At 67.3% G+C, this 20,026-nt stretch carries 20 protein-coding genes; 13 read left to right on the top strand and 7 right to left on the bottom strand.

Going from position 1 to position 20,026, the window contains the following annotated elements:
- Positions 1 to 10: 10 nt before the first annotated feature.
- From AB4059_RS02590 to asnS, 5 genes are read right to left on the bottom strand one after another with little or no spacing between them, the layout of a single operon-like run.
- Entirely contained in the window at positions 11 to 796 is a 786-nt protein-coding gene (locus AB4059_RS02590) for an SDR family oxidoreductase (RefSeq protein ID WP_498976332.1), read from the bottom strand.
- Complete coding sequence (locus AB4059_RS02585) at positions 786 to 1,430, bottom strand: FMN-binding negative transcriptional regulator (protein ID WP_498976330.1); 645 nt, start codon at positions 1,428 to 1,430, stop codon at positions 786 to 788. Before AB4059_RS02585 ends, AB4059_RS02590 begins: the two co-directional genes overlap by 11 nt.
- Before the next feature lie 6 nt (positions 1,431 to 1,436).
- Positions 1,437 to 1,763, bottom strand: a complete 327-nt coding sequence (locus AB4059_RS02580; RefSeq protein WP_498976329.1) for a hypothetical protein — start codon at positions 1,761 to 1,763, stop codon at positions 1,437 to 1,439.
- Positions 1,756 to 2,061: a hypothetical protein gene (locus tag AB4059_RS02575; protein WP_498976327.1), complete on the bottom strand. Its 306-nt coding sequence runs from the start codon at positions 2,059 to 2,061 to the stop codon at positions 1,756 to 1,758. Before AB4059_RS02575 ends, AB4059_RS02580 begins: the two co-directional genes overlap by 8 nt.
- Before the next feature lie 26 nt (positions 2,062 to 2,087).
- A complete protein-coding gene (gene asnS, locus AB4059_RS02570) occupies positions 2,088 to 3,488 on the bottom strand; it encodes an asparagine--tRNA ligase (protein ID WP_498976325.1) in 1,401 nt (466 codons plus the stop codon).
- Between the two features lie 108 nt (positions 3,489 to 3,596).
- Between asnS and AB4059_RS02565 the strand changes: the two genes are divergently transcribed.
- From AB4059_RS02565 to AB4059_RS02520, 10 genes are all read left to right on the top strand, one after another.
- Entirely contained in the window at positions 3,597 to 3,935 is a 339-nt protein-coding gene (locus tag AB4059_RS02565) for a HesB/IscA family protein (RefSeq protein WP_498976323.1), read from the top strand.
- A gap of 167 nt (positions 3,936 to 4,102) precedes the next feature.
- The gene (gene rpsF, locus AB4059_RS02560) at positions 4,103 to 4,522 is read left to right on the top strand and encodes a 30S ribosomal protein S6 (RefSeq protein WP_498962057.1); all 420 of its coding nucleotides are present in this window, start codon (positions 4,103 to 4,105) and stop codon (positions 4,520 to 4,522) included.
- Between the two features lie 11 nt (positions 4,523 to 4,533).
- On the top strand, positions 4,534 to 4,764 hold the full coding sequence (rpsR, locus tag AB4059_RS02555; protein WP_036164458.1) for a 30S ribosomal protein S18: 231 nt from the start codon (positions 4,534 to 4,536) through the stop codon (positions 4,762 to 4,764).
- Positions 4,765 to 4,777: 13 nt separating this feature from the next.
- A complete protein-coding gene (gene rplI, locus AB4059_RS02550; protein ID WP_498976321.1) occupies positions 4,778 to 5,230 on the top strand; it encodes a 50S ribosomal protein L9 in 453 nt (150 codons plus the stop codon).
- Positions 5,231 to 5,405: 175 nt separating this feature from the next.
- Positions 5,406 to 6,818 (top strand): replicative DNA helicase, encoded by a 1,413-nt coding sequence (locus AB4059_RS02545; RefSeq protein ID WP_498962063.1) that lies wholly within the window; start codon positions 5,406 to 5,408, stop codon positions 6,816 to 6,818.
- Positions 6,819 to 6,859: 41 nt separating this feature from the next.
- Positions 6,860 to 7,060: a hypothetical protein gene (locus AB4059_RS02540; RefSeq protein WP_498976319.1), complete on the top strand. Its 201-nt coding sequence runs from the start codon at positions 6,860 to 6,862 to the stop codon at positions 7,058 to 7,060.
- A 16-nt stretch (positions 7,061 to 7,076) separates the two neighbouring features.
- The gene (gene alr / locus AB4059_RS02535) at positions 7,077 to 8,168 is read left to right on the top strand and encodes an alanine racemase (protein WP_498976317.1); all 1,092 of its coding nucleotides are present in this window, start codon (positions 7,077 to 7,079) and stop codon (positions 8,166 to 8,168) included.
- 58 nt (positions 8,169 to 8,226) lie between these two features.
- Entirely contained in the window at positions 8,227 to 8,928 is a 702-nt protein-coding gene (locus AB4059_RS02530; RefSeq protein ID WP_498976315.1) for a hypothetical protein, read from the top strand.
- A gap of 54 nt (positions 8,929 to 8,982) precedes the next feature.
- Positions 8,983 to 10,431, top strand: coding sequence for a WS/DGAT/MGAT family O-acyltransferase (locus AB4059_RS02525; protein WP_498976313.1), 1,449 nt, complete (start codon positions 8,983 to 8,985; stop codon positions 10,429 to 10,431).
- Between the two features lie 106 nt (positions 10,432 to 10,537).
- A complete protein-coding gene (locus AB4059_RS02520) occupies positions 10,538 to 11,224 on the top strand; it encodes a YiaD family glycine zipper/OmpA-like lipoprotein (RefSeq protein ID WP_498976311.1) in 687 nt (228 codons plus the stop codon).
- Positions 11,225 to 11,281: 57 nt separating this feature from the next.
- Here the strand turns inward: AB4059_RS02520 and AB4059_RS02515 are convergent, their stop codons facing one another.
- Positions 11,282 to 13,876, bottom strand: coding sequence for a sensor domain-containing protein (locus tag AB4059_RS02515; protein WP_498976309.1), 2,595 nt, complete (start codon positions 13,874 to 13,876; stop codon positions 11,282 to 11,284).
- A gap of 202 nt (positions 13,877 to 14,078) precedes the next feature.
- On the bottom strand, positions 14,079 to 16,169 hold the full coding sequence (locus AB4059_RS02510) for a M13 family metallopeptidase (RefSeq protein ID WP_498976307.1): 2,091 nt from the start codon (positions 16,167 to 16,169) through the stop codon (positions 14,079 to 14,081).
- Between the two features lie 199 nt (positions 16,170 to 16,368).
- On the opposite strand from AB4059_RS02510, the gene AB4059_RS02505 reads away from it, so the two are divergent.
- The 3 genes from AB4059_RS02505 (at position 16,369) to AB4059_RS02495 (ending at position 19,950) form a co-directional block, all read left to right on the top strand.
- Entirely contained in the window at positions 16,369 to 17,406 is a 1,038-nt protein-coding gene (locus tag AB4059_RS02505) for a diguanylate cyclase (protein WP_498976305.1), read from the top strand.
- A gap of 23 nt (positions 17,407 to 17,429) precedes the next feature.
- Positions 17,430 to 17,804 carry a DUF2946 family protein gene (locus AB4059_RS02500; protein ID WP_498976303.1) on the top strand — a complete coding sequence of 125 codons (375 nt, stop codon included), beginning with the start codon at positions 17,430 to 17,432 and terminating at the stop codon, positions 17,802 to 17,804.
- A 73-nt stretch (positions 17,805 to 17,877) separates the two neighbouring features.
- Positions 17,878 to 19,950, top strand: a complete 2,073-nt coding sequence (locus AB4059_RS02495; protein ID WP_498976301.1) for a TonB-dependent receptor family protein — start codon at positions 17,878 to 17,880, stop codon at positions 19,948 to 19,950.
- The last annotated feature ends 76 nt before the right edge of the window (positions 19,951 to 20,026 follow it).

Below are 20,026 nucleotides of genomic sequence, written 5' to 3'. Positions count from 1 at the left end.
GGCGGGAAGCTTACAGCGACTTCGTGCGCCCGCCGTCGACCGGCAGGTTCACGCCGTTGATGTACCCCGCCGCGGGCGCGCACAGGAAGGCGATGACCGCGCCCAGTTCGGCCGCATCGGCGAAGCGCGCCGCGGGGACGGTGGCGAGCATGCCCCTGGCGATCGCCTCCTCGGTTTGGCCGGTGGCTTTCGCGCGGTCGCCGAGGATCTGGTCCAGGCGCTGCGTGCGCGTGTAACCGGGCAGCACGTTGTTGACGGTGATGCCGTCGCCGCCGATTTCGGTCGCGAGCGTCTTGGACCAGTTCGCCACCGCGCCGCGGATCGTGTTCGAAACGCCCAAGCCCGCGATGGGTTCCTTCACGGACGTGGAAATGACGTTGACGATGCGCCCGAAGCGCGCGGCGCGCATGCCGGGCAACACGGCCTGCACGAGCGCCTGGTTGGCGAGCAGGTGTTGGCGGAAGGCACGTTCGAACGCATCGCTCTGCGCGGTATTCAACTGGCCGCCCGGCGGGCCGCCGGTGTTGTTGACCAGGATGTGCACGGGTTTGCCGGCGCACAGTGCCTGCGCTTGCGCATGCAGGCGGTCGGTTTCGAGCACGTCGGCGGAAATCCAGCCGTGCTGCTGGCCGTCCTTGCGCGGCAATTCGTTCGCCAGCGTTTCGAGTACGTCGGCGCGGCGCGCGAGCAGGGTGACATCGGCGCCGAGCAGGGCCAGTTCGCGCGCGGCGGCGCGGCCGATGCCTTCGGAAGCGCCGCACACGAGTGCGTGCTTGCCGGTGAGATCAAGATCCATGCGGTTCTCCGGCGCGCGAGGCGACGAGCGCCTCGTGCATCCAATGGGCGACGGCGCGTGCGTCGTCGGTGTGCTGTGCGGCGAGCTTGCCGATGGCTGCTTCGCGATTGGCGTCGGGATGGTTCTGGTTGAGCTTGGCTTTCAGTTCGACGCGTTGCACGTGCAGCCGGAATCCCACGATGCCGCGCAATTGCGAGCGGTGCGCCTCGTCGTCGACATAGCGCCAGTCTTCGCCGGCCTGCGCTTCGAAATGCGCGCTGAGGTCGGCGACGATCGCGGCGAGGTCGTTGGTATCGGTGAGGCGTTCGAGCGTCCCGTGCAAATGCGCGACGACGTAGTTCCAGGTCGGCACGCGCGCTTGCGCGAGCTTGTCGGGATACCACGACGGCGAGATGTAGGCGTGCGGGCCATGTACGATCGCCAGCGCGGGGCCGGTGTGCGCCGACTGCGGATTCGGTTTCGCCCAGTGGCCGCGCAGGCGAAGTCGATCGCCGTCGCGTTCGAGCAGGACCGGCAGGTGGCTGATGCACGGCGCGCCGTCGACGACGGTGACCAGGGTGACGAAGGGATCGGCCGCGAGCAGCGCGTCGAGCGCGGCAGGGTCGTTCGAGGCGTAGGCGCGGGGGATGTACATCGGACGTCAGTGGCGCGGCGGGAGTTGCAGGACCATGGCGGCGCGCAAGGCTTCATCCGAATCGGCGTGCGGCGGGGCGACTTCGGTCAGGTCGAAGCCACGGTCGGCCGCGTCTTCGTAATCCAGGCCGTCGTACTCGACGAATTCGGCATCCATCAACGCCGCGCGTGCGGTGTCTTCGCTGTCGTAGGCCAGCGTGTTGCCGTCGCTGTCGAACACTTCGGCCGTGCCTGCTTCGCGCAGGCGCAAGCGCGCCCATACGATCGTGCGGCCGAGCGTGGCCAGCCACCAGGAGGTCGGTTCGGTGCCTTCGTCCATGCGTTCCTCAGCCATATGCTTCCGCCCAGAGCCACAGCATGCCGGCCAGCGCGAGCCCGGCGATGATCACGATCAGCGAGATGCGTGCCGGTGTCGCCAGCCCGCTGAGATTGCGATCGCGCGCATCGTAATAACCGCCGCGCAACAGCCACGCGAGCGCGGCAGGCTTGAGGAACGCACCGGCGCCCAGCAGCGCGGACACCTCCGGATTGCGGTCGCGGATGTGCACGAGCGCGAGCGGCCAGAAAATCACGAAGGCCGTGGCGCCGGCGATGGCCAGCGCGAGGAAGAGCAGGGCGAAAAATAGGATCATTCAGGAGCCGGGATTATCCAATCGAATCAGAACTCCGCATGGCCCGGCGTGCGCGGGTAGGGGATCGCGTCGCGGATGTTCGACAGGCCGCAGACGTACACGACCAGGCGCTCGAAGCCCAGGCCGAAGCCCGCGTGCGGCACGGTGCCGTAACGACGGAAATCGCGATACCACTGATAATGCGCCGGATCCAGGCCGAACTGCGCGATGCGCGCGTCGAGCACGTCCAGGCGTTCCTCGCGCTGCGAGCCGCCGATGATTTCGCCGATGCCCGGCGCGAGCACGTCCATCGCCGCGACCGTCTTGCCGTCGTCGTTCAGGCGCATGTAGAAGGACTTGATGTGCTCGGGGTAGTTCATCACCACCACCGGGCGGCCGACGTGCTGCTCGGTGAGCCAGCGTTCGTGTTCGGTCTGCAGGTCCAGGCCCCATTCGACCGGGAAGTCGAACTTCACCTTCGAGGCCTGCAGCAGCTTGATCGCGTCGGTGTATTCGATGCGTTCGAACGGCGCGTTGACGAACATCTCCAGGCGCGAGACCGCATCCTTCTGCACGCGTTCGGCGATGAAGGCCATGTCGTCGGCGCGTTCGGCGAGCACGGCGCGGAACAGATACTTGAGGAAGTCTTCGGCCAGGCGGGCGTCGGTGTCCAGGTCGGCGAAGGCGATCTCCGGCTCGATCATCCAGAACTCGGCCAGGTGCCGCGTGGTGTTGCTGTTCTCCGCGCGGAACGTCGGGCCGAAGGTGTAGACCTTGCTCAGCGCAAGGCAGAACGCTTCGACGTTGAGCTGGCCGGAAACCGTAAGGAAGGTTTCCTTGCCGAAGAAGTCGCGCGAGAAATCCACCGCGCCGGCGGCATCGCGCGGCAGGTTGGCCATGTCGAGCGTGGAGACGCGGAACATCTGGCCGGCGCCTTCGGCGTCGGAGGTCGTCACGATCGGCGTGTTGACCCAGTAGAAGCCCTGCTCGTGGAAGAAGCGGTGCACCGCCTGCGCCAGGCAATGGCGGATGCGCGTGACCGCGCCGAACAGGTTGGTGCGCGGGCGCAGGTGGGCGACTTCGCGCAGGAATTCCAGCGAATGCGGCTTGGGCTGGATCGGATAGGTTTCCGGATCCTCGACCCAGCCCACGACCTCCAGGTGCGTGGCCTGGATTTCGTAGGACTGGCCCTTGCCCTGCGAGGGCACGAGCGTGCCGCGCGCGACCACGGCGCAGCCGGCGGACAGATGGCGGACTTCGTTCTCGTAATTGGCCAGCGCGTCGGTGGCGACCACCTGGATCGGCGCGAAGCACGAGCCGTCGCTGACGTGGACGAAACTGAGGGCGGCGGTCGCGTCGCGCCGGGTGCGTACCCAGCCGCGGACCGTGACTTCGCCGCCGGCGGGCATCTTGCCCGAGAGCGCGTGTTCGACGCTGACCACCGTCATGCCTTGAATCCTCGAGAGAGCGGGCTCACTTCCTGAACCGACAAGTGTATCCGGACACGCAGCGCTGGTCCGCCCCCACTACAATGTCGCCACCCACCGGAGTCCTGCATGCCCGTTCTTCTCGCACCTGCCGCCCTCGACCGCATCCGCGGTTACCTGCAAGACGCGCCCGGCGCGCTCGGGCTGCGTTTCGGCGTGAAGAAGACCGGCTGTTCGGGCTGGGGCTACCTGGCCGACATGGCCCGGGAGGAGCGCCCCGGGGATACCGTGTTCGAACAGGACGGCGTGCGGATCTACGTCGATGCCGAGAGCCTGGAACTGGTCGAGGGCACCCGGATCGACTTCGTGAAGCAGGGCCTCAACGAGCAGTTCGTGTTCGAGAACCCCAACGTGACCGCCGAATGCGGCTGCGGGGAAAGCTTCACGACCAAGGCCGACGCCGCCTGAGCGATCCCGGATGCGGGGCGGGCTTGTGCTAACTGCCTGATTCCCCCATAATTTCGCGCCCCGCGGAACGCCCGCGGGTTTCTTGCTCCACCGGGTGGCTGTACGCGTACCTCTCCCCGGGGGGCTGTCCGGCCTGTTCTGACAGGCCACATCCTCAAGGAACCACCATGCGTCATTACGAAGTCGTGTTCCTGGTCCATCCGGACCAGAGCGAGCAGGTGCCCGCCATGATCGAGCGCTACAAGTCGCTCATCGAAAACGGCAAGGGCACCATCCACCGTCTCGAAGACTGGGGCCGCCGCCAGCTGGCGTACCCGATCGCCAACCTGGTCAAGGCGCACTACGTGCTGCTGAACATCGAAGCCGACCAGGCCGTGCTCAACGAACTCGTCGACACCTTCCGCTTCAACGACGCGGTGCTGCGCCACCTGGTCATGAAGCGCGACGACGCGGTCAGCGAGCAGTCGCTGATCATGAAGAACAAGGACGAGAAGGGCGACAAGCCCGAGCGTGGCGAACGTCGCCGCCGCGATGACGACGGTGCCGTGGGTGCCGCCGACAACGACGACGCCGCCGAAGCCGCCTAAGGAGCACACCCATGTCCAAGTTCTTCCGCCGCCGCAAGTTCTGCAAGTTCACCGCCGAGGGTGTCAAGGAGATCGATTACAAGGATCTCAACACGCTCCGCCAGTACCTCACCGAGACGGGCAAGATCGTGCCGAGCCGCATCACGGGCACGAAGTCGAAGTACCAGCGCCAGCTGCAGTCGGCCGTGAAGCGTGCGCGCTTCCTCGCGCTGATCCCGTACACCGACAACCACAACGCGTAAGGAGGAATAGACAATGGAACTGATCCTCCTGCAGAAGGTGACCAACCTCGGTGGCCTCGGCGACAAGGTCAAGGTCAAGCCGGGTTACGGCCGCAACTTCCTCGTGCCGCAGGGCAAGGCCGTGCCGGCCACCGCCGCCAACGTCGCCGAGTTCGAAGCCAAGCGCGCCGAGTACGAAGCCAAGGCCAAGGCCGCCCTCGATGGCGCCGAAGGCCGCAAGGCACGCCTGGAAGGCACCTCGGTCACCATCGCCGCCAACGCGTCGACCGAAGGCAAGCTCTACGGTTCGGTCGGCCCGCGCGACATCGCCGATGCCCTGACCGCCGCCGGGACCCCGGTGGAGAAGTCGGAAGTGGTGATGGGCGAAGGCCCGCTGCGCAACATCGGCGAATACGACGTCCTCGTGCACCTGCACGCCGACATCGAGACGACCGTCAAGGTCATCGTCGTCGCCGAAGCCGCGTAATCCGGAATCGCAAGAAATGAAGCGGGCGCCCCTGGGGCGCCCGTTTTTTTTGTGTCGCGTCCGGTGAGATTGGATTGCGGTGCGATTTGCACCGGTTATCCACAGAGTTGTCTGCAACGCACGTCGCCTGTTGGCGACTAGGATCGCCCGTCGGGGCAGGGGAGATGGAAGACTAATGAGCGTGCGCCAAGGGATGCGTTCGGATGCCGCGTTTGCGACGCGCAACGACCACAGGGTCGAGCAGTTGCGTGTACCGCCGCAATCGGTGGAAGCCGAACAGGCCGTCCTCGGCGGATTGATGCTCGCTCCCGACGCGTACGACCGCGTCGCCGACCTGCTCGTCGAGCCCGACTTCTATCGCCGCGACCACCAGTTGATCTGGCGCGCGATCCGCGAGCTGGCCGAACGCAACAAGCCCTACGACGCGGTGACGCTCGGCGAATGGTTCGAGTCGATGGGCCTGGCCGAACAGGTCGCCGGCGGCGCGTACCTGATCGAACTGGCCAGCACCACGCCCTCGGCCGCCAACATCAAGGCCTACGCCGAGATCGTGCGCGACAAGGCGGTGCTGCGCCAGCTGATCGACGTCGGCACCGAGATCGTCAACGACGGCTTCATGCCCGAAGGGCGCGACAGCGCCGAGCTGCTGGCGAAGGCCGAGCAGGACGTGTTCGCCATCGCCGAAGCCGGCGCGCGTGGCCGCACCGATTTCACCCCGGTCAACAAGGCGCTGTCCGAAGCCTTCGACGTGCTGCAGAAGCGCTACGAATCCGGCGGCAGCATCACCGGCCTTCCGACCGGCTACACCGAATTCGACGAAATGACCGCCGGCCTGCAGCCGACCGACCTGGTGATCCTCGCCGCGCGTCCGGCGATGGGCAAGACCACGCTCGCGCTCAACATGGCCGAGTACGCGGCGCTGAAGACCAAGAAGGCCGTGGCGGTCTTCTCGATGGAAATGTCGGCCTCGCAGCTCGCGCTGCGCCTGATCTCCTCGGTGGGCCGCGTCAACGCCACGCGCTTGCGCACCGGCCAGCTCGAGGACGAGGACTGGAGCCGCGTCACCGGCGCGATCCGCCAGTTGCGCGAGGCCAAGGTGTTCATCGACGACACGCCCGCGCTCTCGCCCGACATCCTGCGCGCCAAGGCCCGCCGCCTGAAGCGCGAGCACGACCTGGGCCTGATCGTCATCGACTACCTGCAGCTGATGGCCGTGCCCGGCAACAGCGAGAACCGCGCGACGGAAATCTCGGAGATCTCGCGTTCGCTCAAGGGCCTGGCCAAGGAGCTCAACGTCCCGGTGATCGCGCTCTCGCAGCTCAACCGCTCGCTGGAAACGCGCACCGACAAACGCCCGGTGATGGCCGACCTTCGCGAATCCGGCGCCATCGAGCAGGACGCCGACGTGATCGTCTTCATCTACCGCGACGACTACTACAACAAGGAAAACTCGCCGGACAAGGGCCTGGCCGAAGTGATCATCGGCAAGCAGCGTAACGGCCCCACCGGCTCGATCAAGCTGAAGTTCTTCGGCGAATACACGCGGTTCGACAACCTGTCCCACGACTCGGTGGGCAGCTTCGAATAAGCGCGGGTGCGTCCTTTTCCAACGTCACGGGAGGATCGGCGATGGCGCATGTGTACACGGTGGAATTCCGGTATCCGCCGCAGGCAGGCGAGCAGGGCGCCGACGCCGGCATTCGCAAACACATCCTCGCCGACGACCGCTACGAGGCCGTGCAACTCGCCCGCCAGCTGCTGCGGCTGCAGGACCGGCACATCGATGCCGAGCGCATCGATCTGTTCCAGGTGGTCCGCCGGCCGTCGTGACCTTTAGACTTGCCGCATGGCAAGACCGACTTCCGCGACGATCCACACCGACGCCCTCCGCCACAACCTCTCGCAGGTCCGCGCCCGCGCGCCGCGCAGCCGCGTGATGGCAGTGGTCAAGGCCGATGGTTACGGCCATGGCCTGGAACGCGTCGCGCGCGCGCTGCAGGGCGCCGATGCCTTCGGCGTGGCGGCATTGAGCGACGCCGAACGCCTGCGCGCAGCGGGGCTCTCGCAACCGATCGTGCTGTTGTCGGGCTTCGATGCGGCCGACGATCTTCCCCAATTGCGCCGCCTCAATGTCGAAACCGTCGTGCACCACGCCACGCAACTGGCGATGCTCGAACAGGCGCCCGACGGCGATCCGATCCGCTGCTGGCTCAAGGTCGACAGCGGCATGCATCGGCTGGGCTTCGCGCCCGAAGCGGTGCGCGATGCGTATGCGCGCATGCGGGCGATGCCCGCGGTCGCCGACGGCATCGTGCTGATGAACCATTTCGCCAGTTCCGACGAATTCCCCGATGCACCGGGCGACGGCGCGCAGACGCGCGCGCAGATGCGTGTGTTCGACGAAGCCACCGCGGGCCTTGCCGGTGCGCGTTCGCTCGCCAATTCCGCGGCCGTGCTCGGCTGGCCCGATGCGCACGCCGACTGGGTGCGGCCGGGCGGCGCGTTGTACGGCATCTCCGTCGTCGACGGCACGACCGGCGCGGATTTCGACCTGCGCCCGGCGATGACCCTCGGCACGCGCCTGATCGCGGTCAATCGTGTGCGCAAGGGCGAACGCATCGGCTACTCGGCCACGTGGACCTGCCCGGAAGACATGCCCATCGGCGTGGCCGCGATCGGCTACGGCGACGGCTATCCGCGCCACACACCCTCGGGGACGCACGTGTTGCTGGACGGGCGCCCGGCGCCCATCGTCGGTCGCGTTTCGATGGACCTGATGACGCTCGACTTGCGCGGCCACCCCGAAGCCAAGCCTGGCGACCCGGTGATCCTGTGGGGCGATGGCTTGCCCGTGGAAACCATCGCCGCGGCCGCCGACACCATCGGCTACGAGCTGGTGTGCTCGATCACGCGCCGCGTGCGCTTCGTCGAAGCCTGACCGCAACCAGCGCGCGGATGCGCGTATCCGATACGGGTCGCCGTTCCGGAGGCCCGCCGTGGGCACTTATCGTTTCGCGTTGCAGGCGCGCGGCCTAGTCGCATTGATCGCGCTCGCCTGGCTCGCCTCCTTCGCGCATGAGTTCACGCACCACGCCAGCGGCGCATGGCTGTGCGGCGCGCCTGGCCGCATGAGTCTGTCCTTGTTCGCGCTCGACCCGGCGTGCGGCGCGCGTTGGCCGTGGACGACGGCGGCCGGTCCGGCGTTGAGTTACGCCCTGATGTGGCTCGGCATGGCGTGGGTCGTGCGCGCGATGCGGCGCCGAACCGATCCGTGGTGGGGCTTCGCGCTGGTGATCGCGAACAAGGCGTTCCTGCGCCTGTTCACCGCGGCGATGGGCGGCGGCGACGAAGGCGTGCTGTGGGACCTGGCCGCGCCCGACGCGGGGCGATGGATCGCGGTGGCGACGGTGCTCGCGCTTGGCCTGCCGCCGATGTGGGCGTGCTGGCGTGCGCTGGATGCGCGGCATCGTGGCCGCGTATTCGTCGGCGCCTTTTTGTTGCCGATGCTTCCGTTGCTCCCGGTCCCCTTCGTCGATCGCTTGGTCTACGGCGAATGGATCGACGGCGCGTCGATGCTCCCGGCCGCATTCGGGGTGCCGTGGTCGGTCTGGGGCATCGAAGCCGGCGTGCTCGCGCTGCTGCTGTCGGCACGCCGCGCATTGCCACGCGCGAGGGCGGCGCAGGCCTTCGCGCGTTGACCGTGTCGCGCCGGGCGTGATTCACTCCCGGGCAATCCCGGAGAGGAATGCCGCATGGCCACGAAGGCCCGCCGCAAGCGCGAAACGCGCGAACCGATGTCGCGGGTCGACACCGCGTGGTTGCGCATGGAGCGCGGCACCAATCCGATGATGATCACCGGCGTACTGATGTTCGCCGAGCCGATGTCGCTCAAGGCGCTGAAGCAGGTGATCAAGACGCGCTTCCTCGACTACGCGCGTTTCCGCCAGAAGCCCGTCGAAACCCCCGCGGGCGCGTACTGGCAGGACGACGAACACTTCGATCTGGACTGGCACGTGCAACTGGCCGCACTGCCCGGCAAGGGCGGCAAGCGCACGCTCGAGCGCTATGTGAGCCAGCTTGCGTCCACGCCGCTGGATGCGAGTCGCCCGCTGTGGCAATTCCATCTCGTGGAAACCTACGACGGCGGCTCCGCGCTCGTCGCGCGCATCCACCACAGTTACGCCGACGGCATGGCGCTGGTGCAGGTGCTGCTCTCGCTCACCGATACCTCGCCCACGCCGACGAAGGGCAGCGACCTGGACAAGGCGTGGTTGAAGGAGCAGGGCGCACCGGTCGCGCACCGCGTCGGCGCGGCGCAACGCGCGATGAAACTCGGCGGAAAAATGCTCGGGCAGGGCATGGCGATCTATCGCGATCCTTCGCTCGGCGCATTGCTCGCGAAGGAAGGCAGCGAGATCGCGCGCGAGTTGCTGCAGGCGCTCGCCTTACCCGACGATCCGCCCTCGCTGCTGCGCGGCGATCTGGGCACTACCAAGCGTGTGGCATGGGCCGAGCCGCTCGACCTCGACGAGGTCAAGGCCGTCGGCCGCGCGACCGGTTTCACCGTCAACGACGTGTTGATGGCGGCGGCCGCCGGTGCATTGCGCAGCTACATGCTCGAACGCGGTGCGGACATCGACGGCATCACGTTGCGGGCGACCGTGCCGGTGAACCTGCGTCCGCTCGAACACGCGAAGAAACTCGGCAACCACTTCGGCCTGGTGTTCCTCGACCTGCCGGTAGGCGAAGCCAACCCGCTGCGTCGCCTGGAATACGTCGGCGAATGCATGCACCAGTTGAAAGCCTCGCGGCAGGCGATCGTCGCCTTCGGGCTGCTGGCCGCGCTCGGCGTCGCGCCGCCGGCGGTCCAATCGCTCGCGCTGGAGCTCCTGAGCCGGAAGGCGACGACCGTCGCGACCAACGTGCCCGGCCCGCAGCAACCGCTGTATTTCGCCGGCTGCACCGTGCGCGAGATGATGTTCTGGGTGCCGCAGAGCGGCTCCATCGGCGTCGGCATTTCGATCCTCAGTTACAACGGCCGCGTGCATTTCGGTTTGATCGCCGACGCGAAGTTGATCCCCGACCCCGATGCGGTGATCCGCCGCTTCGGTCCGGAATTCGACAAGTTGTTGTACCTGGCCTTGATGGGCGATTGGGAACGCGAACTGGATTCGGTCGCCGCCGAAGCGTTGATGGCCTGACTGTTTCTTGAACGCGCATGCGGGCTCCTCACCCGTTGCGCACGTAGCTCTGCTTAGCTTGGCGCCCGTATTCAGCGGACGTCCCCCAAGCAAGGAGCTGCACAGAATGAAGATTTCGATGATCGCCGGTTTCGTGGCCGCAGGCCTCGCGTTGACCGCCTCCGGTTGCGCTTCCTACACCGGCCAGACCAATGCCCCCGACGATCCGAACCGCACGCAGCGTGGCGCGTTGATCGGCGCCGCGATCGGCGTGGCGGCGGGTTTGCTCACCGGCGATGACGCCGTCGAACGCCGCCAGCATGCGCTCGTCGGCGCGGGCGTCGGTGCGTTGGCTGGTGGCGCAGTGGGCGCTTACCAGGACAAGCAGGAAGCCGCGTTGCGCCGCGACATGGCCGGCACCGGCGTGGACGTCGTGCGCCAGGGCGACAACATCACGCTTAACATGCCCAGCGGCATCACCTTCGACTTCAACAGCGCGACGCTCAAGCCGGAATTCGGCGGCGTGCTCGACAAGGTGTCGCAGACGCTGACGCAATACAACAAGACGGTCGTGGAAATCGCCGGCCATACCGACAGTGTCGGCACCGACCAGTACAACCAGGCCCTTTCGGAACGTCGCGCGAATTCGGTCGCCGGTTACCTGGGTTCGCACGGCGTGCTGCAGCAGCGCATGATCGTTGTCGGCGCGGGCGAAACGCGTCCGATCGCGAGCAACGACACCGAATCGGGCCGCGCGCAGAACCGCCGCGTGGAGATCACGCTGGTCCCGGTGGAGCAGCAGTCGGGCGGTTGATCGCCTGGAACGTTGCGAAAAAGGCCGCCGAAAGGCGGCCTTTTTCCTGATGCATGCTCACTCGAAAAAGCGCGCAGTGAAATCCTGCTCCGCCATCGGCTTGCCGAGCAGATAGCCCTGCATCGCATCGCAGCGCAACAGGCGCAGCAGCTTGGCCTGGTCCTCTTCCTCCACGCCCTCGGCGACCACCTGCAAGGACAGCGAGTGGGCGAGGGTGATGATGTTGGTCACCAGGCCCATCGTTTCGGGCGACTGCGTCAGCAGCGCGATGAAACTGCGGTCGATCTTGATCTCGTCGGCCGGCAGCCGCGCGAGATAGTTGAGCGAGGAATAGCCCGTGCCGAAATCGTCGATGGCCACGCGGCATCCCAGTTCGCGCAGGCGGTCGAGCAGGTGCGTGCTGCGGTCGACATCGTCCATCAGCAGGCTTTCGGTGACTTCGATGTCGATGGCCTGTTCGGCCGAATGCGGGCCGAGGATGGCGGCATAGGCTTCGAGGAAATCGGCGCTGCGCAATTCGCGCGCCGAGAGGTTCACCGCGATGCGGATGCTCGGATGGTGTTGTCGCCAGCGCGCGGCGGTGGCGATCGCGCGCCTGAGCACCCAACGCCCGACCGGTACGATCAACCCGGTTTCCTCGAGCACCGGGATGAAATCGGCCGGGCCGATGATCGTGCCATCGGGAAGTCGCCAGCGCAGCAGCGCTTCGGCACCGAGCAGGCGTTGCGTCGCGGTGTTGAACTTCGGTTGGAACCACAGGGTGAACTGATCGGCCTCGATCGCGTTGCGTAAATCGCGTTCGAGTTCGAGCCGGCGCGCCGCGCGACCGCGCAGGTCTTCGGTGAAGGGCAGCACGCGCGCGCGACGCTTCTTCGCCTCGGCCAGTGCGGCCAGTGCGCTGCGTTCGAGCGATTCGCCGTCCTGCCCGTGCAAGGGCGACAGCGCCAGGCCCGCCGACATCGTGACGTACACCGATTCGCCGTCGACGACGACGGGTTGTTGGCTCAGTTCATGCAGGAAGCGATCCAGGCGCGCGGCGGCGGCCTGCAGATCGTCGCGATCGGCGGGCCAGGCCACGGTGAACTTGTCCGATTCGGGATGTGCGACCAGCGCCGAGGCATCGATGCGCGCGATCGATTCCCCGACTTGCTTCAACAAGGCATCGCCGTAGTCGCGCCCGCGCGATTCGTTGATGCGCCCGATGCCCTGCACGTCGAGCACGGCGACGGCGAGCGGCCCGGATGCGCGCAGCATGCCCGGCAGGCGTTCGCGCAGTTCCGCACGGTTGGGCAGGCCGGTGACGGGGTTGTGGTAGGCGAGGAATTCGAGCCGCTCGCTCTTGTCGAGGAATTCGGCGGCGTGGGCGATGTCGCCCGCCAGGCGCGCGAGCAACGCGGTCTCTTCCGCGTCGGTGCGTTGCGCGAGTTCGGAGAACAACAACATCACGCCCCACGCCGGGTTCCCGAGCGGAAGCGCGATTTCCGAACACACACCCGCCGCCAGCATGGTCTTGCGCAGTGGCTCGGGCAGGCGCGGATCGCTCAGGTCCTGTATCGCGACCGTCTGGCCTTCGCGCATCGCGCGCACGCCGGGATACTCGGCGCGCTGATGGCCTTGATCCGCCAGCGAAATGCGGTTTTCGTGGGCGATCGCCGCCACCGCTTCGGGCGCGCCGCAACGCGCGACGAAGCGCAGGTGGCCGTCGGCGCGTTCGACGATGAAGGCCGCGCGGAACCCGCCCTCGTCCACCGAGATCTCGCACGCGCGATCCAGCAATTGCCGCCGATCGGTGGCACGCAAGACCTGCGCGCCGAATGCGCCGAGCACCGAGTGGATGCGCACGAGCTTGCGGATCTTCCGGTCCTGCGCGATGCGCTGCGTGTCGTCGCGATGCGTGCCGCGGAAGCCCAGCACGGTCACGCCGTCGGCGTGGACCGAACGCGCGTTGCTGATCAGCACGCGTTCGCTGCCGTCGCGATGCAGGAAGGTCATGTTGCGACGCCGCCAGCGCCCCGATCCGACCAGGTAGTGCGGAATCAACGCCTCCACCGCGGCGCGCGTCGCAGGCGCCATCAGGGTGAGCATGTTGCGCCCGATCAATTCCTGCGCCGAGTACCCGAGGATGTCGCGCACCGCCTCGTTGCTGTAGACGATCACGCCCTCGCAGTCGATTTCCCAGATCCAGTCCAGGCTCGATTCGACGATGCTGCGGAAGCGCTCCTCGCTTTCGCGCAAGGCTGCGGAGATGCGGACGCGTTCGGCGCGCTCGTCGGCGGCGCGGATCGCGCGGTCCATCGCCGACGGCAGCCGGCGCAGGTTGTCCTTCAACACATAGTCGTCGGCGCCGAACTTCAATGCCTCGATCGCGTGCTCCTCGCCGATCGTTCCGGAGACGAACAGGAACGGCGTGTCGTGCGCGAGGTCCTTGGCGATCTTCAGTGCATCCTGGCCGCTGAAGGCGGGCAGGGCGAAGTCGCTGAGGATGATGTCGGGCGTGCGATCGGCCAGTGCATCGCGCAGGGCCGCGGCATTCGTCACGCGGCGGTGCCGGATCGGAACGCCGAGATCGCGCATGGCGCGCAGGATCAGCTCGGCGTCGGCCGGCGAGTCCTCGACCATCAGGACTTCGAGCGGGCGCGTCCTCCGGTCCATCAGTCCGGCACCTGGTTGTTCCCCCGGCGCGCACCATCGCGATGCGTTGAAGCCACCTTCCTGCCGAGGCAGTCAAGATCGCGTGGAGCGAATGCGGCTCAACGGGAGAACGATGGTTAACAAACGGAATCGGTCGCCCGTGAAACAACGACGGGCCGCGCGAGGCGGCCCGTCGGCGTCACATGCGTGAGGATCGCGCTTCTCAGTAGACCTGCACGCGCTTGTCGGGCGCCAGGTACATCTTGCCGTCCTTCACGTCGAAGGCCTGGTACCACGGATCCAGGTTGCGCACCGTCAGCGCGCGGTAACGCGCAGGCGCATGGCCATCGCCGATGATCTGGGCGCGCAGCGCGGCATCGCGCGTCTTCGCACGCCAGGCTTGCGCGAAGGCGAGGAAGAAACGCTGGTCGCCGGTGAGCCCGTCGATCACCGGCGCTTCCTGGCCGTTGAGCGACTTGCGATACGCGGCGTAGGCAGCGCCCAGGCCCGCGACGTCGGCGATGTTTTCGCCGAGCACCTGGTTGCCGTTCAGATGCACGCCCGGCAGCGGTTCGTACGCATCGTACTGTGCGGCGAGCGCGGCGGCCGCCTTCTTGAAGTGGTCCATGTCCTCCTTGGTCCACCAGTTGCGCAGCGTGCCGTCGGCGTCGAATTCGGCGCCCGTGTTGTCGAAGCTGTGGCTGATCTCGTGACCGATCACCGCGCCGATCGAACCATAGTTGGCGGCGGCGTCGGCCTTCGGCGAGAAGAACGGCGCTTCGAGGATCGCGGCGGGGAAGTTCAGCGCGTTCTGCAAGGGCAGGTTCACCGCGTTGACCGTCTGCGGCGTCATCCACCATTCGCGGCGATCCAGCGGCTTGCCGAGCTTGGAGAGCTGGTGCTGGTATTCGAACTTCTCCGCGCGCAGGTAGTTGCCCAGCGCATCATCGGGCTTGATTTCCAGCGAACCGAAATCGCGCCAGGTTTCCGGATAGCCGACCGCCACCTGCATCTGCTTGACCTTGGTGCGCGCCTTTTCCTTCGTCGCCGGCTGCATCCAGTCCAGCTTGGTCAGGCGATCGTCGAAGGCGGCGACGATGTTCTTCACCATGTCCTCGACCTGCGCCTTTGACGAGGCCGGGAAATATTCCTTCACGTACAGCTGGCCGACCGCGTCGCCGAGCGCGTTGCTCGTCGAACCGATGCCGCGCTTCCAGCGATCGGTCTGCTTCTCGGTGCCGGACAACTGGCGACCGTAGAAGTCGAACGCCGCCTGCGCATACGCCTTCGGCAACAGGCCCGCGCCGTGGTTGATGGTGTGGAAGCGCAGGTAATCCTTCCAGGTCTGCAGCGGCTCGCTCTTCACCAGCGCGGAGAGCTTGGTGATCGCGCCAGGTTGCCAGGCGAGCACGATCGGCTGGCCCGACAGGCCGGCCGCGTCGAAGAACGCGGCCCAGTCGATGCCCGGCGCGCGCTTGGCGTAATCGGCCATCGGCCAGGGATTGTTGGCCTTGTGCACGTCGCTGCTTTCCACGACGTCGGCGTGCGCGTTGGCGATCTTGGTTTCCAGGTCGAAGATGGCCTTCGCCTTGGCCTTGGCATCCGGCGTGCCCGAAGCGGTGAGGATCGTTTCGATGTAGGCCAGGTAGGCGGTGCGTTTGTCGCCCATGTCCTTGGCGAGGTAGTACTCGCGATTGGGCATGCCCAGGCCGCCCTGCATCAGGTAGGGCACTTGCGTGCCGGCCTTGTCGAGCGGTTGCGAGACGAAGACGCCGAACAGGTGTTCGGTATCGAAGTTGGTGGAGTTCAGCGGATCGGTGTCGGCGCGGACCTGGCCGCCGAGCGCGGTCGAAAGCGCCTTGGTGTCGGCGATGGCATCGATGGCCTTCAGATCCGGTTCGATGGCCTGCAGGCCGCGCTTCTCGATCGTCGCCTCGTCCATGTAGGCGGCGTAGTAGTCGGCGATCCTGCGGGCGTCGCTGCCGGCGGCGGGGTTGGACTTGCCCGCGTTCTGGATCAGGTCGCGCGTGCGCTTTTCGGAGAGTTCGTAAACGTAGAAGCCGGTGCCGATGCTCGCGCGGTCGCCGGGGATTTCGGTCTTCTTGCGCCACGCACCGTTGGCGTATTCCTCGAAGTCGTCGCCGGGCTTGACCGACTTGTCGATGCCGGCAAGGTCGATGCCGATGGTGGGGGCCGCGTTCGCGGTGGCGGTGCTTGCCGCTGCAGGTTGCGTGCCCGCCTTGTCGGCCGGCGGTTGCGCGTTGCAACCGACGATCAGGGCGGTGGTCAGGATCCAGCCGATGCGGTGCTGCATGGGGCGGGGCTCTCCGGTCGAAGGGACGCCATCATGGCGCCCGAAGCCCGCAACGGCGCATATACCGAAGGTCATGGGGGCCGGTGATTTCCTGAATGCGCAAGGCGTGAAGACAACCGCGACCTCACGCGAATGAACGTCACCTGACCTTTGCAGTAAGCCCCCTACGCTGCGGTACCCACAGCCCCTTCCCCCGACCGTGGACCACTCGCAAGACCCGCCGCAGGATGCGGCCACCGCGCGCCTTGAGCGCGAACTGAAGACCTGCCGGCAGCAAAGCCGGTTCGCGGTCGCGGCCTTGCGTGCCATTTCCGACGCAGTGGTGATCATCGACCTCGACGGGAAGATCACCTTGCTCAACCCGGTCGCCGCCCACCTCACCGGCTGGACCGAACCCGAATCCCTCGAGCGCCCGCTCGGCGATGTGGTGCGATTCGTGGATGAGCACGGCAATGGCATGGATCCGCTGTCGCCCGAATCGGACTGGCACTTCACGATGCTGCGGCGCCGCGACGGCCACGTGGTCCTGGTCGATGGGAATGTCTCGCCGATCGTCGATGAGCAGCGCCAGGTACTCGGTTCGGTGGTGACCTTCCGCAACGTCACCGCCGCCAAGCGACTCACCGACGAGCTCACCCACCAGGCGCACCACGATCCGCTGACCGGCCTGCCGAACCGCCGCGCCTTCGAATCGCGCCTGCGCCGTGCCGTGCAGAGCGCGAAGGAAAACGGCTCGCGCCACGCGCTGCTGTACTTCGACCTGGATCACTTCAAGCCGGTCAACGACACCGCCGGCCACGCCGCCGGCGATGAACTGCTGCGCCAGCTCGCCAAGCTGCTGCGCAGCCAGTTGCGCGAATCCGATGCGCTCGCGCGCCTGGGCGGCGACGAGTTCGCCATCCTGCTCGAAGACGCCGCGGCCGAGCAGGCCAGCTACGTCGCGGAAAAAGTGCGGCGTGCGATCGCCGCCTATCCCTTCGAATGGCAGGGCGAGGTCTTCCGCATCGGCGCGAGCATCGGGCAACTGGAATTCGCCGACGCCAAGCTCAGCGCCTACGAGCTGCTCTATCGCGCCGACGAGATGTGCTATCTCGCCAAGTCGCGCGGGCGCGATCGCATCGTCGCCTTCTCGCGCGAACGCAACCGCGGGCCGCAGGAGCCGATCCCCAAGGGCGTCTCGGCGCTGCGCAGCAATCGCCAGCGTATCCGTCGCCCGCGCTCCCCCGCGCACCCCTGAGCGCCGTTAGAATGCGCGCCGTGATGCGTGCACCTGCCTTTCACCGCCTGATGCACCGCCTCGCGCTGGTGGCGACCTTCGCGTTGCTGCTGGTGCCGGTGGCCGGGCGCATCAGCCAGGCGCACCACGCCGCGCAAGCGCATCACGTCCACGCAATGTCGGCGATGGCCGGCGCGATGCACCACGCGGCGCCGAGCGTGCCGGCCGCGCCGCACCACGGCGACGGCGATTGCGATTACTGCCCGCTGCTGCAATCGATGGTGGGTGCGAAGGCGCCCGTCCTCGTGGGCGTGGCCGCGCTCGCGCCGGTCGCGCCGGCGCAGGTCGATGCGGCGGCGCCCCCGCATTTCCGCCATCCCAACGGCCTGGGATCGCGCGGGCCGCCCGACTTCTCCTGATACCACGCACACCTTCGATCGCGCGTCCGCCACCGGCGGGACGCGCCGTTCCTGCTGTTCAGGAGAGCACCCGATGTCCGTTCCGTTTTCCGCGCGACGCGCGGCGCCTTGTGGCGTCGCGCTCGCGTCCACGCTCCTGCTTGCCTGCGCACCGGCGCAGGCGGGCGAACCGGTCGTGCCGCAACGCACGCCCGAACAACTCGATGCCGTGACCGTGCTGGGCACGCGCCCGATCCGCACCGTCGACGATCTGTCCGCCGCGCGCCGCAAGGCCAACGAACGCGCCGGCGGCACCGCGGTCATCGACGGCGAGTCTTACCGCGACCGACGCGCCGGCACGCTCGTCGACGCATTGGGCTTCGCGCCAGGCGTGTTCGTGCAACCGCGCTTCGGCGCCGATGAAGCGCGCGTTTCGATCCGCGGCTCGGGCCTGCAACGCACCTTCCACGGCCGCGGCCTGGTGGTGTTGCAGGACGGCACGCCGATCAACCTGGCCGACGGCAGTTTCGACATGCAGGCCATCGAACCGCTCGCCGCGCGCTACATCACCGTGTATCGCGGCGGCAACGCGCTCGAATACGGCGCGGCGACGCTCGGCGGCGCGATCGACTTCGTTTCGCCGACCGGCTACGACGCCCCGCCATTCACCGCACGCGTGGAAGGCGGCGCATTCGACTTCCGTCGCGGCCAGCTCGCGGCGGCCGGCGTCGACGGCCGCGCCGACGGTTACGCGACGCTGACCGGCACCTCGCAGGATGGCTATCGCGAACACGCGGTGCAGGAAACCTATCGCTTCTTCGGCAACGCCGGGTATCGCTTCAGCGACACGCTCGACGGTCGCCTGTACTTCACCAACGTCGACACGCGCTCGCAGTTGCCCGGCAACTTGACCTTCGCCGAATTCGAACGCGACCCCACGCTGGCCGCGCCGGCCAACGTGGCGATGGACCAACGGCGCGACTTCACCCTGGAACGCCTCGCCGGCAAGCTGGCCTGGTCGCCGGATGCGGACGACCAGGTCGCCTTGTCGCTGTCGGTGGCCGACAAGCGATTGCACCATCCGATCTTCCAGGTGCTCGAACAGGACTCGCGCGACGTGGGCGTCGACCTGCGCTGGCGGCATGCATCGGAGTGGGGCGGACACGCGGCCACGCTGATCGCAGGCTTGCGCACGATCAATGGATCGCTGCAGGACGATCGCTTCGTCAATGTCGCGGGAAGCGCGGGCGCGCCGACGAACGCGTTCGACCAGCATGCACGCGACAGCGTTGCGTATGTCGAACAGCAGCTCGCCGTCGATCCGCGCTGGACCGTATCGCTGGGTGCGCAGGTGCTGCACGCCGTGCGGCGTTCGAACGACCAGCTGATCGCCGACGGTCGCGACGAGAGTTTCGAGTCGACGTATTCGGGCGTGAGCCCGAAGCTCGGCGTGCGTGCCCAGTTGGGCGCGCATGCGCAGGTCTTCGCGAACATCAGCCGCAGTCTGGAGCCGCCGAGTTTCGGCGAACTCACCGGCGGCCCGGGCGTCACGCAGGTCGACATGCAGAAGGCGACGACGCTCGAAGTCGGCACGCGCCTGGAGCAGGCGCAGGGTTGGTTGGACGTGGCGCTGTATCGCGCGCGTGTCGACGACGAGCTGCTCGCGCTCAACGATGCGAACGGCAATCCGCTCGGCACGACCAACGCCGGGCGCACCGTGCACCAGGGCGTCGAGTTGGGCGGCGCATGGGATTGGACGCCGCGGTGGCGCACGAGCCTGCAGTACCTGTTCAACGATTTCCGCTTCGACGGCGATGCGCGCTACGGCGACAACGCGCTGGCCGGCGTGCCGCGGCAGCAGGTGCGTGCGGAAGTACGCTACGCGCCGGTCGCGCGTTTCCACATCGTGCCGGGCGTGGAGTGGAACGACGCGACCTGGATCGACCACGCCAATTCGCTGCGTGCCAAAGGCGCGACGGTCTGGAACCTGCGCATCGGCGGCGATCTCGGTGCGCGCTGGACCTGGTTCGCCGACTTGCGCAACGCGTTCGACAAACGTTGGATCGCCGGCACGAACGTGATCGCCGACGCGCGCGGCATCGATGGCCGCCACGTGCTGCCGGGCGACGGCCGTGGTTTGTACGCGGGCGTCGAATTGCGACTCTGACATCGCGGTCGGCGACGTCCGCACGCGGGATCGACCGTGCACGGAAGAGGAGGTTCTCCTCTTTCGCTGCACGCCG

This window comes from Lysobacter sp. 2RAF19, assembly GCF_052115395.1.
GTDB lineage: Bacteria > Pseudomonadota > Gammaproteobacteria > Xanthomonadales > Xanthomonadaceae > Noviluteimonas.
The sequence above is the reverse complement of the archived record's forward strand: the minus strand, read 5'-3'. Positions and strand labels throughout refer to the sequence as shown.

Bases quoted from the DNA above. Each gene is read 5' to 3' on its own strand.
- AB4059_RS02580 (WP_498976329.1), bottom strand. From the start codon at position 1,763: ATGGCTGAGGAACGCATGGACGAAGGCACCGAACCGACCTCCTGGTGG.
- alr (WP_498976317.1), top strand. From the start codon at position 7,077: ATGGCAAGACCGACTTCCGCGACGATCCACACCGACGCCCTCCGCCAC.
- rplI (WP_498976321.1), top strand. From the start codon at position 4,778: ATGGAACTGATCCTCCTGCAGAAGGTGACCAACCTCGGTGGCCTCGGC.
- AB4059_RS02585 (WP_498976330.1), bottom strand. From the start codon at position 1,430: ATGTACATCCCCCGCGCCTACGCCTCGAACGACCCTGCCGCGCTCGAC.
- AB4059_RS02515 (WP_498976309.1), bottom strand. From the start codon at position 13,876: ATGGACCGGAGGACGCGCCCGCTCGAAGTCCTGATGGTCGAGGACTCG.
- AB4059_RS02545 (WP_498962063.1), top strand. From the start codon at position 5,406: ATGAGCGTGCGCCAAGGGATGCGTTCGGATGCCGCGTTTGCGACGCGC.
- AB4059_RS02525 (WP_498976313.1), top strand. From the start codon at position 8,983: ATGGCCACGAAGGCCCGCCGCAAGCGCGAAACGCGCGAACCGATGTCG.
- rpsR (WP_036164458.1), top strand. From the start codon at position 4,534: ATGTCCAAGTTCTTCCGCCGCCGCAAGTTCTGCAAGTTCACCGCCGAG.
- AB4059_RS02590 (WP_498976332.1), bottom strand. From the start codon at position 796: ATGGATCTTGATCTCACCGGCAAGCACGCACTCGTGTGCGGCGCTTCC.
- AB4059_RS02575 (WP_498976327.1), bottom strand. From the start codon at position 2,061: ATGATCCTATTTTTCGCCCTGCTCTTCCTCGCGCTGGCCATCGCCGGC.
- AB4059_RS02500 (WP_498976303.1), top strand. From the start codon at position 17,430: ATGCGTGCACCTGCCTTTCACCGCCTGATGCACCGCCTCGCGCTGGTG.
- asnS (WP_498976325.1), bottom strand. From the start codon at position 3,488: ATGACGGTGGTCAGCGTCGAACACGCGCTCTCGGGCAAGATGCCCGCC.
- AB4059_RS02510 (WP_498976307.1), bottom strand. From the start codon at position 16,169: ATGCAGCACCGCATCGGCTGGATCCTGACCACCGCCCTGATCGTCGGT.
- AB4059_RS02540 (WP_498976319.1), top strand. From the start codon at position 6,860: ATGGCGCATGTGTACACGGTGGAATTCCGGTATCCGCCGCAGGCAGGC.
- AB4059_RS02520 (WP_498976311.1), top strand. From the start codon at position 10,538: ATGAAGATTTCGATGATCGCCGGTTTCGTGGCCGCAGGCCTCGCGTTG.
- AB4059_RS02495 (WP_498976301.1), top strand. From the start codon at position 17,878: ATGTCCGTTCCGTTTTCCGCGCGACGCGCGGCGCCTTGTGGCGTCGCG.
- rpsF (WP_498962057.1), top strand. From the start codon at position 4,103: ATGCGTCATTACGAAGTCGTGTTCCTGGTCCATCCGGACCAGAGCGAG.
- AB4059_RS02565 (WP_498976323.1), top strand. From the start codon at position 3,597: ATGCCCGTTCTTCTCGCACCTGCCGCCCTCGACCGCATCCGCGGTTAC.